Annotated in this window: 11 protein-coding genes, 1 rRNA gene and 1 pseudogene; 7 read left to right on the top strand and 6 right to left on the bottom strand. The window is 60.2% G+C overall.

Going from position 1 to position 14526, the window contains the following annotated elements; all coding sequences use genetic code 11:
• Positions 1-77: 77 nt before the first annotated feature.
• Positions 78-1046: an AraC family transcriptional regulator gene (locus H043_RS0122695; protein WP_027613793.1), complete on the top strand. Its 969-nt coding sequence runs from the start codon at positions 78-80 to the stop codon at positions 1044-1046.
• A gap of 176 nt (positions 1047-1222) precedes the next feature.
• Here H043_RS0122695 and H043_RS30820 read toward each other — a convergent pair.
• Positions 1223-1333 (bottom strand): annotated as a pseudogene (locus H043_RS30820) (metal ABC transporter ATP-binding protein); the annotation flags it as partial.
• 257 nt (positions 1334-1590) lie between these two features.
• Positions 1591-3510 (bottom strand): tyrosine-protein phosphatase, encoded by a 1920-nt coding sequence (locus H043_RS0122690; RefSeq protein ID WP_027613792.1) that lies wholly within the window; start codon positions 3508-3510, stop codon positions 1591-1593.
• 377 nt (positions 3511-3887) lie between these two features.
• On the opposite strand from H043_RS0122690, the gene H043_RS0122680 reads away from it, so the two are divergent.
• A complete protein-coding gene (locus H043_RS0122680) occupies positions 3888-4364 on the top strand; it encodes a hypothetical protein (protein WP_027613790.1) in 477 nt (158 codons plus the stop codon).
• A gap of 409 nt (positions 4365-4773) precedes the next feature.
• Here the strand turns inward: H043_RS0122680 and H043_RS0122675 are convergent, their stop codons facing one another.
• Complete coding sequence (locus tag H043_RS0122675; protein WP_027613789.1) at positions 4774-5262, bottom strand: ATP-binding protein; 489 nt, start codon at positions 5260-5262, stop codon at positions 4774-4776.
• A gap of 88 nt (positions 5263-5350) precedes the next feature.
• On the opposite strand from H043_RS0122675, the gene H043_RS0122670 reads away from it, so the two are divergent.
• Complete coding sequence (locus H043_RS0122670; RefSeq protein ID WP_027613788.1) at positions 5351-5632, top strand: hypothetical protein; 282 nt, start codon at positions 5351-5353, stop codon at positions 5630-5632.
• A 507-nt stretch (positions 5633-6139) separates the two neighbouring features.
• Here the strand turns inward: H043_RS0122670 and H043_RS0122660 are convergent.
• Positions 6140-8344 (bottom strand): OsmC domain/YcaO domain-containing protein, encoded by a 2205-nt coding sequence (locus H043_RS0122660; RefSeq protein ID WP_027613787.1) that lies wholly within the window; start codon positions 8342-8344, stop codon positions 6140-6142.
• A 239-nt stretch (positions 8345-8583) separates the two neighbouring features.
• Here H043_RS0122660 and proP point away from each other — a divergent pair, with 239 nt between their 5' ends.
• Positions 8584-10086 (top strand): glycine betaine/L-proline transporter ProP, encoded by a 1503-nt coding sequence (proP, locus tag H043_RS0122655; RefSeq protein ID WP_027613786.1) that lies wholly within the window; start codon positions 8584-8586, stop codon positions 10084-10086.
• 49 nt (positions 10087-10135) lie between these two features.
• Here proP and H043_RS0122650 read toward each other — a convergent pair whose 3' ends face one another.
• The gene (locus tag H043_RS0122650) at positions 10136-11002 is read right to left on the bottom strand and encodes a LysR substrate-binding domain-containing protein (RefSeq protein WP_027613785.1); all 867 of its coding nucleotides are present in this window, start codon (positions 11000-11002) and stop codon (positions 10136-10138) included.
• Positions 11003-11101: 99 nt separating this feature from the next.
• Between H043_RS0122650 and H043_RS29275 the strand changes: the two genes are divergently transcribed.
• Genes H043_RS29275 through H043_RS0122635 form a run of 3 tightly spaced genes read left to right on the top strand, consistent with a single transcriptional unit; the run spans position 11102 to position 14305 of the window.
• A complete protein-coding gene (locus H043_RS29275; RefSeq protein ID WP_225138765.1) occupies positions 11102-12034 on the top strand; it encodes a DMT family transporter in 933 nt (310 codons plus the stop codon).
• 47 nt (positions 12035-12081) lie between these two features.
• The gene (locus H043_RS0122640; RefSeq protein ID WP_027613784.1) at positions 12082-13338 is read left to right on the top strand and encodes an MFS transporter; all 1257 of its coding nucleotides are present in this window, start codon (positions 12082-12084) and stop codon (positions 13336-13338) included.
• A gap of 37 nt (positions 13339-13375) precedes the next feature.
• A complete protein-coding gene (locus tag H043_RS0122635) occupies positions 13376-14305 on the top strand; it encodes an alpha/beta hydrolase fold domain-containing protein (protein ID WP_049827941.1) in 930 nt (309 codons plus the stop codon).
• Between the two features lie 81 nt (positions 14306-14386).
• On the opposite strand, the gene rrf is transcribed toward H043_RS0122635, so the two are convergent.
• Positions 14387-14502, bottom strand: a 5S ribosomal RNA gene (gene rrf / locus H043_RS0122630).
• Positions 14503-14526 lie beyond the last annotated feature (24 nt).

Below are 14526 nucleotides of genomic sequence, written 5' to 3'. Positions count from 1 at the left end.
TGTCACCCCAAACTGCTAACCTCCCCTGCGACTAGCAATCCCCCTATCCAAGAGCCCCAACCAAAGGTGCCCTCAAGGTGTCCCCAAACCCCCGCCAAAAAATCATCCTCCGCTCCGAAAACCTCCACTGCGAAGACTTCGGCGCCCTCTTCTCCCGGCTCTTCGGCAATCGCTACGCCGACACCCCGCCGATCCCCTCCAACATCATCATCGGCGGCGTCTACGGCAGACACGATGGCGTCAGTTTCCGGCGCATGCATTACCACGGCGATTTCACCGTGACCTTCCCCGACCCGCAGGACGAGATAACTTTTGTGATTCCCACGGCGGGCAAGATTGTGTTCAACCACCGCACCGAGTCCGTCGGTGTGGCGCAAGTGGGGTTGGCGATTGATAAGGCGGATATCCGTTCGATGCGGTTTCTCGACAATCACGCGCAGCACGGGATTTCGGTGAATCGGGGGCAGTTGACGGAGCGGTTGGCGGCGTTGTTGGGGCGGCCGGTTGTGCAGAAGATTGTGTTTGAGCCGGTGGTGGATCTGCACACGGCGGCGTTTGGCGGGATCAAGGCGTTGATTGATTTGGCGACAGGGACGGAGTTTGATCTGTTGCTCAATAGCGGCACGCTGATGCCGTCGCGGTTGCGCGAGATGTTGATCGATGCGGTGCTGGAGGCGTGGCCGCACAATTTTACCGAGGCGTTGCGCCAGCCGGCGCCGAGGGTGGCGCCGCGGCATGTGAAGTTGGCGGTGGAGTTTATTCAGGCGCATCCCGAGCAGTTGGTGAGTGGGGTTGAGTTGGCGCGGTTGAGCAATGTCAGTCAGCGCGCGTTGCAGGAGGGCTTTCGGCGGTTTGTCGGGATGTCGATTGTGGCGTATCAGCGGCAGGTGCGATTGGAGCGCGCTTTCGAGGCGCTGGGACAGCAGCATTCGGCGTCGGTGACGGAGGTGGCTTTGCGCTTTGGCTTCAGTAATGTCGGGCGGTTTTGTCAGTATTTTCAGCAGGCGTATGGGGTGAGTCCGGCGCAGTTGAGGGGGCGGGGTTGATTGGTTTATCGGCGGGAATGCTGGTGGGTCAGTTGATGGTGATGTTGGCTGACATGACGCCTTCGCGAGCAAGCCCGCTCCCACAGGGTTAGTTGGTGGACTCAAGATCGGCGGCTGGTCGGTGCCATGGGGTTATGTGGCGGACTCAGGATTGACGGCTGGCCGGAATCCAAATGTGGGAGCGGGCTTGCTCGCGAATGCGGTGGGTCAGTTGATGGTGATGTTGGCTGACATGGCGCCTTCGCGAGCAAGCCCGCTCCCACAGGGTTAGTTGGTGGACTCAAGATTGGCGGCTGGTCGGTGCCATGGGGTTATGTGGCGGACTCAGGATTGACGGCTGGCGGGGATCCAAATGTGGGAGCGGGCTTGCTCGCGAATGCGGCGGGTCAAGCGAGGTGATGGTGACTGACACGGCCTCTTCGCGAGCAAGCCCGCTCCCACAGGTTTTTGCGGTGACTCAGAGTTGGCCGTTCCCTGCTCCACCATATTTTGCTGGTGCTTTGTCAATGGTGGTCATCCTTGACCTTGCGCGGTTGTCCCTGCTTCAGAACGCGTAACTGGCCTTCAGACTGCCACTGAAACCGTGGCTGTCACCGCCGCCGCTGGCACCGACTTCTGCGCCGACGCTGACCGCGCCGAGGCTGGCCATCAGGTTGACGCCGCCGCTGAACTGGTCGCGGTTGTCGAAGGCGGCGCGTTGTTCGATGTCGAGGCCCAGCAGGTGGCCCTGGCTGTTGACGTCGTTGTTGCCCAGGGTGCGTTCATAGCCGACTCGTACGCCCGGCACCAGTTGCCAGGCGCCCATCGCCACTGGGGCAAACGCCACGTTGAGGTTGGCGACGGCACTGCGGCGGGTGGCGGTGTTGTCGTCGACGTCGAGTGCCAGTTCGCTGCCCTTCTCTTGGAAGCCTTTGAGGTCGAGGTGGCTGATGCGCAAGCCGAGGCTGGGTTCGAGGATCATGCCGTTGACCGGTGCGCGGTAACCCAGCGCCAACGTCGCGCCGGTGAGGTTGCCGTGAGTGTCGCCCTTGGCCGCTCCGAGGCCGCCACCGAGTTTGCGTTTGCTGTCGTAATCGATGTAGCCGGCGCTGGCGTTGGCGTCGACGAACAGGCCACGTTCCAGGCTAGTGAAGCCGTAGCGCGCGCCGAGGTTGAAGAAGGTGAAATCGGTATCGGCCTCGCCGCCCGCGCCGCCGACGGTGCCTTTGCTGTAGCCGAAGCCGCCGCGCGCGCTGAGTTGTTCGGAGAAGCGCTGGGTGAGGCCGACCATCAGGCCCTGACTGTGTTCGTTGCTGCTCTCGGCGTGGGACGAGCCGTCGGTGCCGAGGTAACCGGCGAGCGCGGTGGTCCACAAACGGTATTGGCCGACTTTCAGATCGGTGCCGCTGGCGTACGGTGCGGCGGCTTGTTCGATCAACGCGTTCTGCCGCAGCAGGTAGCTGGCGGCGTCGGCGTGAACCTGGCCGCCGACCTGGGACTCGACACCGCCGAGGGTGCCGGCGTCGATCGCCGATTGCAGGTAGTAGTTGTAGGCGCTGTAGGTGCCGGACAGGTTGCTGTTCTGCAATTGACGCAGCAATTCGGCACCGGCAGCAGCGTTGCCGATCAACCCCGCCTGACCCGGCAGGCTGTTGTACTCGACCAGTTTGCCGCGCAACACGTAGATGGTTTCCTGCGACAGGCCGAGGCCTTGTTTGAGGTAGTTGTCCATGCTGCCGTATTCGGCGGTGACCTCATCCAGACCGGCCTGGAGGTAACTGGCCTGCACGCCGAGCAGCGGCGCGTAGACCGAGGCCATGCTTGGCGGCATCGCTTTAAGAGTCGCGGCGACGCGGGCGGCGGTGTAGTCGTTGGTAGCGAGGTAGTTGGCCATGATGGTCGCATTGTCGACCCCGGCGATGCTCTGCAGCACGGCGGCGGTCCAGCCGGTGCGGTCCTTGCCGGCGGTGCAATGGAACAATTGTGCGCCGTCGGTGGTAGCCAGTTCGTTGAACAGCTTGCCGAATTGACCGCGCATCCCCGCGTCGCTGACGAAGGCGCGGTTGGTCTGCTCCATCATGGCGATGGCGTCGGCGGCGCTTTTGAACGACACGCTGGTGATGTTCGCGCCCGAGGTGGTGCTGCCGATGATGTCGATGTTCTGGTAGGTCGCACCGGCCAGCATCGTATCCGGCGTGCCGGCGATTTCGCTCGGCGTGCGCAGGTCGTAGACAGCTTTGATGCCGAGGCTGTTGAGTGTCGCCAGATCCGCTGCCGACGGCGTGATCGCGTTGGAGCGGTAGAACACGCCGCCGCGCATGGTGCCGTCGTGGATGGTGGAATACGCGGTGGTGAGGCCGGCGACATCACGGAAGTTGTCGATGCTCTGCAGGCGCGGCGTGTCGAGCACCACAGGCTCGGCAGCGTGGGCAGCGGCGATGGACAGGCTCAGAACGGACAGCGAACACACAAGACGTTGAAACACAGTGCAGCCTCATTGGAATTAGCGTTGGGCTGGCTACTATCTGCAATCAATTGATACCGAATATGACAGAACGACTGCGCAAGGAAATGGTTGCGCGATCGGGCCGTGGGCTGCGTTTTTTGTCCGTCAGGGATCAGTTTGTTTCGCAAATTCCGGGAGCAACAGATAACCCTGTGGGAGCTGGCTTGCCAGCGATGGCGGTGGATCAGTCGGGAAGGATGGAGACTGACACGGCCCCATCGCTGGCAAGCCAGCTCCCACAGTTGTTTGTGTTGGCCACAGGAATGATGTCTGGCGGTGATGAGTCTGGGGTTTTCGGTTAAAGGAGATTCCGTCCATAATCTCTCCCCCAAATGGACTGACACAGGAAATGTGAAATGGACACCACTCAATGGCTCGGTTTGTTCGAGCGCGCCTTTCAAGGCATGGAGAAGAATCTTGAGCAAGTGCTGCAACTCAACAGTTGCCGCGAGCATTGGATTCAAGCCCAGATCAGTCTGCAAGCCTGGTTCGAAGATGAGATCGAGATCTGGACGGATCTGCCGATAGGCGACCGACGCAAAGCGGACCTGTACTCATTGGACGACAACGGCGCGCCGAGGATGGTCGCCGAAATCAAATGCCTGGGCGATGTCTCGCAGGCCAAGTGCCTGGAAGGCGATTGGTCGGTGCGGGCCGATGTTGACCGGTTGCGCTCTTTCGAGTGTCCGACCCGCCTGTTCGTCCTGGTCATCGCCAAAGGCGAGCGCGAAACCAATACCGGACGGCGCCTTCGCGAAGATGAATGGGTGGATGGCCGGACATGCGTCACTGTGGATCTGCAATTTGCCCTGGTTCGGATGTGGGCGTTGTAGGTCAAGTTCTTCATCCACTTCTGCACGCGACGTGGGCCGACATCGCGGCTCGCTCGGGAGCGCCGTTGCTCAACATCGAAGTGATTTGCTCGGATCGACGTGAGCATCGTCGTCGGGTTGAGCAGCGGCAATCAGACATCACGGGGCTGACATCACCGATGTTGGTTTTCTGTTGTGAATCACGAATATGAGGCCTGGACGCAGCCGATTCTGTGCCTCGACACCGCGAATGTCAGCGTGGATCAGGCGGTGGATATCATTGTGGGAGCTAGCCTGCTGGCGATTGGGGCGAGCCTGCCAAAGTGATGGCCACTGACACGGCCCCATCGCTGGCAAGCCAGCTCCCACAGTTTTTTGCGTTGAGCTCAGGGTTGGCGGCTGCCAGAGATCCAAAGTGGGAGCTAGCCTGCTAGCGATTTCCGTGCATGACGATCTCCAGCCCCTCGCCCACTTCCGGCACCTGAAAGTAGCTGGAGATCAAATCAAACTCCGCATCCGACGCCGCAAACTCATGTTCGGCCAGCGCATTGCGTGCATGTAGCCGGACGCGGCAAGTATCGTCATCCACCGCGAGATAGTGCAGGCAATGCGGCACTTTTGCAGTATCCGCCAGCCCTCGCAGCCACTGCCGATCCGCCACGGTATTGGCCGGAAAATCCAGCACCACACTCACCCCCGCGCTAAGCACATCGATCACCAACGGCCCCAGCACGCCGCGAATCTGCCGCGCACATCGAAGGTAATCCGCCACGGATTGGATCTGCTCCGGATACAGCCGCGACAGCCACTGATCCTCACTGAGCACCAGCGCGCGGTGCTCCTCAGTCAGTGATTTGGCCAGTGTCGATTTGCCCGAGGCGATCTTGCCGCACATCAGGTGTAGTGTGGGTGCACGCATTGGGGACGCTTCCTTATGTCGATTGCTGGATAATGCCCAACGCCTGTCGGCGAGGCAATTGAGGCGCATGACCCAACGAGGAACCCAGATGACCACAATCACCGCACGCCAATGCTCGTCCTGGGTGCTACTTACCCTGCTCGCCACCACCCTGGCGCTGACAGTCGGCTGTTCGAGCAAGCGCTACGCCACCAACGGCTCGAACTGCTACGCCAAAGCCGTGCCCACTTCCGGCGAAGGGGGTCTGGCCTGGGGCGATACTTTGAGCATGGCGCGCAAGAAGTCGATGAATAACTGCATGCGTTATGCGAGCCGCTCCGGAGGGACGCCGAACACTTGCCAGGTGGTGCAGGCGCAGTGCAAGCGCTGACGGCACCGATAATGATGTTGGCTGAAACGGCCCTATCGCTGGCAAGCCAGCTCCCACAGGGTTATTGGGTGGACTCAGGATTGGCGGCTGCCAGAAATCCAATGTGGGAGCGAGCCTGCTCGCGAATGCGATCTGTCAGCCAAAGCGATGGCGACTGACACGCCCTCTTCGCGAGCAGGCTCGCTCCCACATGGGGTTGTGCAGTGGACTCAGAATTAGCGGCGGGTTCCCGCAGGTTTTGCGGCGGAGACGGGATTGGCGTCCAGTGTGCCGTCCTGATCCATGCGGTTCATGGCGTTCGCGCTCAAGTACACAGCAGTATTCGTGAGAGTCATTTTGCCGACTCCATGTCCCCACAATACTCACTTGTGGTGAGGGGATTTATCCCCGATGGACTGCGTAGCAGGCCCGCTTCTTTATTGGTTGAAGAAGCCGGGCCCGCTTCACGCGCCATCGGGGATGAATCCCCTCACTACAGGTTTACTCAGCAGAAGTGACCGTCTGCTATTAGCGCTTCAACGCCGCCGCATTAGCCCGCGCGGTGTGCAGCTTTTTATAACTGTCGATCAGACGCAGGTGACGATCCAGCCCTTCGAGCTTCATGCTGGTCGGTGTCAGACCGTAGAAACGCACACTGCCGTTGACCGAACCGATCGCCGCGTCCATGCGCTCGTCGCCGAACATGCGGCGGAAGTTGGCCTCGTAGTCGGCGAGTTCCAGGTCTTCGTCCAGCTCCATTTCCAGACACACGTTCACCGCCTGATAGAACAAGCCGCGCTCGACGGTGTTGTCGTTGTATTGCAGGAAGGCTTCGACCAGATCCTTGGCCTGCTCGAATTTCTGCAGGGCGAGGTAGATCAGCAGGCGCAGTTCCAGAATGGTCAGCTTGCCCCACGGCGTGTTGTCGTCGAACTCGATGCCGATCAGCGTGGTGATGTCGGTGTAATCATCCAGCTCGCTGTTTTCCAGGCCCTGGGCCAGGTTGCGCAGACCGACCTTGCTCAGGCTGTGCAGATTGAGGATGTCGGCGCGGAATTGCAGGGCCTTGTTGGTGTTGTCCCAGATCAGGTCGTCCACCGGATAGATTTCCGAGTAGTCCGGCACCAGGATCCGGCAGGCATTGGCGCCGAGGTCGTCGTAGACCGCCATGTAGGCTTCTTTGCCCATGTCTTCAAGGATGCCGAACAGGGTTGCGGCTTCTTCGGCGTTGGAGTTTTCGCCTTGACCTGAGAAGTCCCATTCGACGAATTCGAAGTCAGACTTGGCGCTGAAGAAGCGCCACGACACCACCCCGCTGGAGTCGATAAAGTGCTCGACGAAGTTGTTCGGTTCGGTCACGGCCTGGCCCGAGAAAGTCGGCTGCGGCAGATCGTTCAAGCCTTCGAAACTGCGGCCCTGCAGCAGTTCGGTCAGGCTGCGTTCCAGCGCCACTTCCAGGCTTGGGTGCGCGCCGAACGAGGCGAACACGCCGCCAGTGCGCGGGTTCATCAGGGTCACGCACATCACCGGGAATTCACCGCCCAGCGACGCGTCCTTGACCAGCACCGGGAAGCCCTGCTCTTCCAGGCCTTTGATCCCGGCGAGAATGCTTGGGTACTTCTCCAGCACTTCCTGCGGCACGTCGGGCAAAGCCATCTCGCCTTCGAGAATTTCGCGTTTGACCGCGCGCTCGAAGATCTCCGACAGACATTGCACCTGGGCTTCAGCCAGGGTGTTGCCAGCGCTCATGCCGTTGCTCAGGAACAGGTTTTCGATCAGGTTCGACGGGAAGTACACCACCTCGCCATCCGACTGGCGCACGAACGGCAGCGAGCAGATGCCGCGCTGGGTGTTGCCGGAGTTGGTGTCGTACAGATGCGAGCCTTTGAGCTCGCCGTCGCGGTTGTAAATGTCCAGGCAGTATGGGTCGAGAATCTCTGGCGGCAGCTCGTCTTTCGGACCCGGTTTGAACCAGCGCTCGTTCGGGTAATGCACGAACTCGGCGGTGGCGATGTCCTCGCCCCAGAACTGGTCGTTATAGAAGAAGTTGCAGTTCAGGCGCTCGATGAACTCGCCCAGTGCCGAGGCCAGTGCGCCCTCTTTGGTCGCGCCCTTGCCGTTGGTGAAACACATCGGCGAATGCGCATCGCGGATGTGCAGAGACCAGACGTTGGGCACGATGTTGCGCCACGAGGCGATTTCGATCTTCATCCCCAGATCGGCGAGAATCCCCGACATGTTGGCGATGGTCTGCTCCAGCGGCAGATCTTTGCCGGCGATGTAGGTGCCCGCTTCAGAGGTCGAATGCGGCATCAGCAAGGCCTGCGCATCGGCGTCGAGGTTCTCGACTTCTTCGATCACGAACTCGGGGCCGGTCTGCACGACTTTCTTCACCGTGCAGCGATCAATCGAACGCAGGATGCCCAGACGATCCTTCTCGGAAATGTCTGCCGGCAATTCGACCTGGATCTTGAAGATCTGGTTGTAGCGGTTTTCCGGGTCGACGATGTTGTTCTGCGACAGGCGAATATTCTCGGTCGGGATGTTGCGGGTTTCGCAGTACAGCTTCACGAAATAAGCCGCGCACAAGGCCGACGACGCCAGGAAGTAGTCGAACGGCCCCGGTGCCGAGCCATCGCCCTTGTAGCGAATGGGCTGATCGGCGATCACCGTGAAGTCGTCGAACTTGGCTTCAAGTCGAAGGTTGTCGAGAAAGTTGACCTTGATTTCCATGCGGGTTTACCAGAGAGCAAAAACGAATTGGCGGCCATTATCCGGGTTTTCGGCCTGACGTCTTGTGCTTTTGCGTAATCGCCGCCGGGTGGGAGCCGCTGCTTGCGCCATGCATCTGCACGGGCAAACGACAAAAATGCCCTGAGCAGTGAATTTTTTCGTGTCTTCTTGTATCTGACGGAAAGAACCCATGCCAGCAAAACAATGGCATCGAATCCGTTCAGCTATGAGTGACCCGCATGAAATCAAGGAAAAACAAGGTCAATCCCATCGGATTGAAAGACATCACGATTGTCGACGACGCCAAGATGCGTAAGGCGATCACCGCCGCCGCACTGGGCAACGCCATGGAATGGTTCGACTTCGGGGTTTATGGCTTCGTCGCCTATGCACTGGGCAAGATCTTCTTCCCCGGCGCCGATCCTGGCGTGCAGATGATTGCTGCATTGGCGACCTTCTCGGTGCCGTTCCTGATTCGTCCGTTGGGCGGGCTGTTCTTCGGTGCGCTGGGCGACAAATACGGGCGACAGAAAGTGCTGGCCGCGACCATCGTGATCATGTCGCTGAGTACCTTCGCCATCGGCCTGATACCGTCCTATGAGTCAATCGGCATCTGGGCGCCGATCCTGCTGTTGCTGGCGAAAATGGCCCAGGGTTTCTCGGTCGGCGGTGAGTACACCGGCGCCTCGATCTTCGTCGCCGAATACGCGCCCGATCGCAAACGCGGCTTCCTCGGCAGTTGGCTGGACTTCGGCTCGATTGCCGGCTTCGTCCTCGGCGCCGGTGTGGTGGTGCTGATTTCGACGATCATCGGCGAAGAGAAATTCCTTGAATGGGGCTGGCGTCTGCCGTTCTTCCTCGCCCTGCCGCTGGGCATGATCGGCCTCTATCTGCGGCATGCGCTGGAAGAAACGCCGGCGTTTCAACAGCACGTCGAGAAACTCGAAGAAGGCGACCGTGAAGGTCTGGCGGGCGGGCCGAAGGTCTCGTTCAAGGAAGTCGCGACCAAACACTGGCGCAGCCTGATGACCTGCATTGGCGTGGTGGCGGTGACTAACGTCACCTATTACATGCTGCTGACCTACATGCCGAGCTACCTGTCGCACAACCTGCACTACAGCGAAAACCGTGGCGTGCTGATCATCATCGCGATCATGGTCGGCATGCTGTTCGTACAACCGGCGATCGGTTTTATCAGCGACAAGATCGGCCGCAAGCCCTTCATTGTGGTTGGTAGCATCGGTCTGTTCCTGCTGGCGATCCCCGCGTTCATGCTGATCAACAGCGGCAAGATCGGCCTGATCTTCTCCGGCTTGCTGATCCTCGCGGTATTGCTCAACTTCTTCATCGGCGTCATGGCCTCGACCCTGCCGGCAATGTTCCCCACGCACATCCGCTACAGCGCACTGGCCGCCGCGTTCAACGTCTCGGTGCTGATTGCCGGCCTGACCCCGACTGCCGTGGCCTGGCTGGTAGAAAGCACCAACAACCTGTACATGCCGGCCTACTACTTGATGGTGATTGCCGTGGTCGGCCTGATCACCGGCGTGACCATGAAAGAGACCGCCAACAAACCGCTGCGCGGTGCCGCGCCGGCGGCGTCGGATCTTGAGGAAGCCAAGGAACTGCTCAAGGAGCACCACGACAACATCGAGCAGAAAATCGAAGACATCGACGCCGAAATCGCCGAGCTGGAAGCCAAGCGCAAGGAGTTGGTGCAGCAGCATCCGCGGATCAACTGATGTAATGACTGACGGCGGCCCTGCCCGGAGGCCGCCGTCGCTCAACGCGTCACAACACGAAGCCGTCACCGATCAAGCGCACCAGAACCTCCCCCGCCTCACTCAATTCACCCGGTGCCTGCATCAGGCGCAACTCGTGCAGCGGCAACTCGGGTAATCCCTCCTCACTGCTCAACACGCGCATGCCGGGGCGCACTTGCGCACGATCAACAATGCCCACCGTCAATCCGGCCTCGATGGCTGTTTCCAGCGCGCTGGCACCGGCGCTGACAATCACTGCGCGCCACCGGCGTCCCTGCTCGCTCAATGCATCCACGGCAACGCTGCGATAGGGACAACCCTTGCCGTGCAAGGCCAGCGGTACCGGCCGGGTGAGATCCTGCGTGTAATTGTGCGCGGCGACCCACACTGGCTGGGTCAGGCCCAGCATCCTTACGCAACGCGACGATGGCGGCGCATTGGCGACGACCACCAGCAACGCCAGATCCAGTTGCCCGCGTTCCAGACGCGCACTCAAACGACCGCTGGCACCTGTTTCGACTTCCAACTCGATGTGCGGAAAATCTGCCGACAGGTGCGGCAACGTACAGCCCAGGACCGCGCCGGCGTATTCCTCGGAAATCCCCAGGCGAACCCGCCCGCTGGCCAGCGGCGTGCTGAAACTCGCCAGCAATTCATCGTGGTGGCGTAGCAAATCGGCGCTCTGCAGGGCGAAGCGTCGCCCCAGTGGCGTGAGGTTGACCGTCTGGTTGTCGCGCTCCAGCAAGCGCCCGCCCGCCAGCGCTTCCAGACGCCGCACATGCAGGCTGACCGCTGACGGGCTCTTGTTGAGGAAACTCGCGGCGGCGAGAAATTGCCCGAAGCGCACGATTGCCTGAAAGGTGCGCAACAGTTCGATATCAAGGGCTTCGGCCATGCTTGAGAATTCCTGCATCAGTGGTGCGGATCGTATCGTTTGAATGCATCAGTGCTTGATTCATATCATCGAACTCATTCCTCTGTCAGGTGCCATGCGATGAACGTCATGCCTGTTCGTTTTTTACTGCTGATGGCAATGGTGGTCAGCTGGAGTTCGGGGTTCATTGGCTATCGCTACGTCGCCGATCAGGGCAGCGTATACCTGGCCTCGTTGTGGCGTTTTGTATTGGCGGCATTGCTGTTGCTGCCGTTCGCCTGGCCCGGCTTGCGTGGTTTACGCGGCAAGGACATGTGGCATCAGGCACTGCTTGGGCTATTCGCGATGGGTGGCTACATCGGACCGATAGCCGCCTCGATTCAACTTGGCGTCACGCCTGGCACTGCGTCACTGTTTGCCAATCTGTTGCCGCTGACGATCGTGCTGCTGGCCGGCAGCGTCCCAGGCCAGCGCACACGTGGCTGGCAATGGCTGGGTGTGGCGCTGTGCGTGATCGGCATGCTGCTGGCCAGCGCCGCGAGTGTCGAATGGGCCGGTGCGGGGTTGTGGGCCTACAGCTTACCGTTACTGGCGGTATTGTCGCTGGCGGCGGCCACCTTGTTTGAAAAAGCCCGGCCGGGCATTGCAATACCGGCCACCACGGCGCTGTTCATTCAGGTATGCGCGGTGATTCCTGTATTTGCGCTGCTGGCTGGCCTTGAGGGTGAATTGCGCCCGCCCATCACTGCGGATTTCGTCAGTGGCGTGCTGTGGCTGGTGATCTTCTCGACGTTTGGTGGCTACGGATTTTATTGGCTGTGCTTGCAACAATTCAGCATACAGCGCATCAGTGGCGCGCTGTTTCTGACGCCACCGGTGACACTGTTGTGGGCGTGGATGCAGTTCGACGATCCGCTGAGTGCCAGCGCGCTACTCGGTATCGGTCTGACCTTGGTCGGTTTGCCATTGCTGGGGCGAGCGCCGAGCGAAAAAGTGTGTGCCGTCGGCATCCGCCAGGAAACTAAATCCGCAGGCGACAAGTCACTGACTTAGCGGAGGTTGAGGCATTTCGCCGAACCTCGTTTATTGAAGATGCCAGCGTGGTCACTCATACCAATCGTCGCAACAACCTCTCGCTGGACAGCCTGAATTTCTTCCTCGCCGATGTGCGCGATGGTCTCGGGCCGTATCTGGCCATTTACTTGCTGGCCGTTCATCACTGGGAGCCGGCCAGCATCGGGCTGGTGATGACCCTCGCTGGCATTGCCGCCCTTGTCACCCAGACGCCCGCCGGTGCCCTGGTCGACAACACACGCAGTAAACGAGCAGTGATCGCGATTGCCGCGTTACTGGTGACCGGCAGTTGCGTGGTATTGCCCTTCGTGACGTCCTTCAGTCTGGTAGCGATCACCCAAGCGCTGAGCGCCGCCGCGGCATCGGTGTTCGCTCCGGCCATTTCGGCGATCACCCTGGGCATCACCGGGCCGCGCGCGTTCACCCGACGCACCGGACGCAACGAGACCTTCAACCATGCCGGCAACGCCTGCGCGGCGCTGCTGGCCGGTGGATTCGCATACCTGTTCGGGCCGGTGGCGGTGTTCTATCTGATGGCGGTCATGGCGCTGTGCAGTGTAATCGCCGTGAGCTTCGTCGATGCCAATGCGATCAACCATGATCTGGCCCGGGGCCTTGACCCCAGCGACGCTACACACAGTAAAGCGCCCTCGGGATTGGCGGTGTTGCTGACCAACAAGGCGCTGCTGATGTTCGCCATCTGCTGCGCCCTCTTTCACCTGGCCAACGCAGCGATGCTGCCACTGGTGAGCCAGAAACTGGCGCAGGTCAACTTGCAGATGGCGACGCCACTGACCTCGGCCTGTATCGTTGCCGCACAACTGGTCATGGTGCCGGTCGCCTTGCTGGTCGGGGCCAAAGCCGATGTTTGGGGACGCAAGCCGCTGCTACTCGCAGGCTTCCTGATTCTGCCGCTGCGTGGCGTGCTTTATACGTTATCCGCAGACCCTTACTGGTTGGTAGCGGTGCAGATGCTCGACGGCGTCGGCGCGGGGATCTTCGGTGCGCTGTTCCCGGTGGTAGTGAAAGACCTGACGCTGGGCACTGGACACTTCAACATCAGCCTCGGCGCTCTCTCGACGGTGTTTGGTCTGGGCGCAGCATTGAGTGCCAGCGTGGCGGGCATTGTGCTGCAGGAGGCCGGTTACAACGCGGCATTTCTGACCCTGGCGGTGATTGCCGGAGTGGCGTTTGTGCTGTTGTGGCTGGCGGTGCCTGAGACATTGCCGCAGGTGGGGAATATTGAGCCGGCGCTGCAACCTGAGGAGGAAGGATTTGGCTAAGAATGTGCTTGAGTTCAGCGATAGTGATCTGGCGCAGATGCAACGCTTCAATCGCAAGCTCGCCTGGCTGCCGCGTTTTCGCATCCGCAATCGGCTGACGCCGCGTTTGATCCAGGCATTGCTGCGTGCCAGTCAGATTGTCAGCGCGGATAAAACGCTCAAGCATGATCTTCATGCGCAGAACATTGTGGTCCACTCACAAGGCACTTCAGTACCCGTCCGAATCATCCGCCCGCAAGGAAAGGCTCAAGGTGTGGTACTGGATTACCACGGTGGCGGCTGGGTGATCGGCAATGCACGGATGAACGACGACCTTAATATCGGCATGGTCAAGGCATGCAACGTGGCGGTGGTATCGGTCGACTATCGGTTGGCAGTCAATACGCCAGTTGAGGATCTCATGCAGGATTGTCTGTGCGCTGCACGCTGGCTGTTGAACGATGATTGCACGGAGTTCGTCGGCCTGCCGGTAATCGTTGTCGGCGAATCGGCAGGCGCGCATCTGGCAGCTGCCACCCTGTTAGCGCTCAAAGCATCATCCGATCTGCTGCAGCGGGTCAGCGGCGCCCTGCTCTATTACGGCGTTTACGATCTCGCCGGCACCCCAAGCGTGCACGCAGCACCTGCTGAAACGCTGGTACTCGACGGCCCGGGAATGGTCGAGGCGCTACGCTTGTTGACTCCAGGATTGAGCGATGATGAACGCCGGCAGGCGCCACTGTCTCCGCTATACGGCGACTTGAGCGGATTGCCACCGGCGTTGATGTTCACCGGTGAACTGGATCCGCTGCGCGATGACACGCTGGAACTGGCTGAGCGCTGGCAACGATCAGCACCGGTTGAAATCCATCTACTGCCCTCGTCCGCTCATGGCTTTATCCATTTTCCGACCACCATGGCTAGTCGTGTTTTGGCCTACAGTCGGGCTTGGATTTCGCGTCAGATCAGGGCAAAAACAAGCAGTTAGGGCTTGTATTGGCAGGAAAACACTTTCCTGCGGGCAAAACAAAACCCCAACTGCTTTCGCAATTGGGGTTTCGGAATTTAATCTTGACGATGACCTACTCTCACATGGGGAAACCCCACACTACCATCGGCGATGCATCGTTTCACTTCTGAGTTCGGGATGGGATCAGGTGGTTCCAACGCTCTATGGTCGTCAAGAAATTCGGGTACTGACTCGTGACC

The sequence above is a fragment of the Pseudomonas sp. URIL14HWK12:I6 genome, assembly GCF_000514195.1.
Taxonomy (GTDB): Bacteria; Pseudomonadota; Gammaproteobacteria; order Pseudomonadales; family Pseudomonadaceae; genus Aquipseudomonas; species Aquipseudomonas putida_A.
Note: the sequence above shows the minus strand (reverse complement) of the source record. Positions and strands in the feature narration are given on the sequence as shown.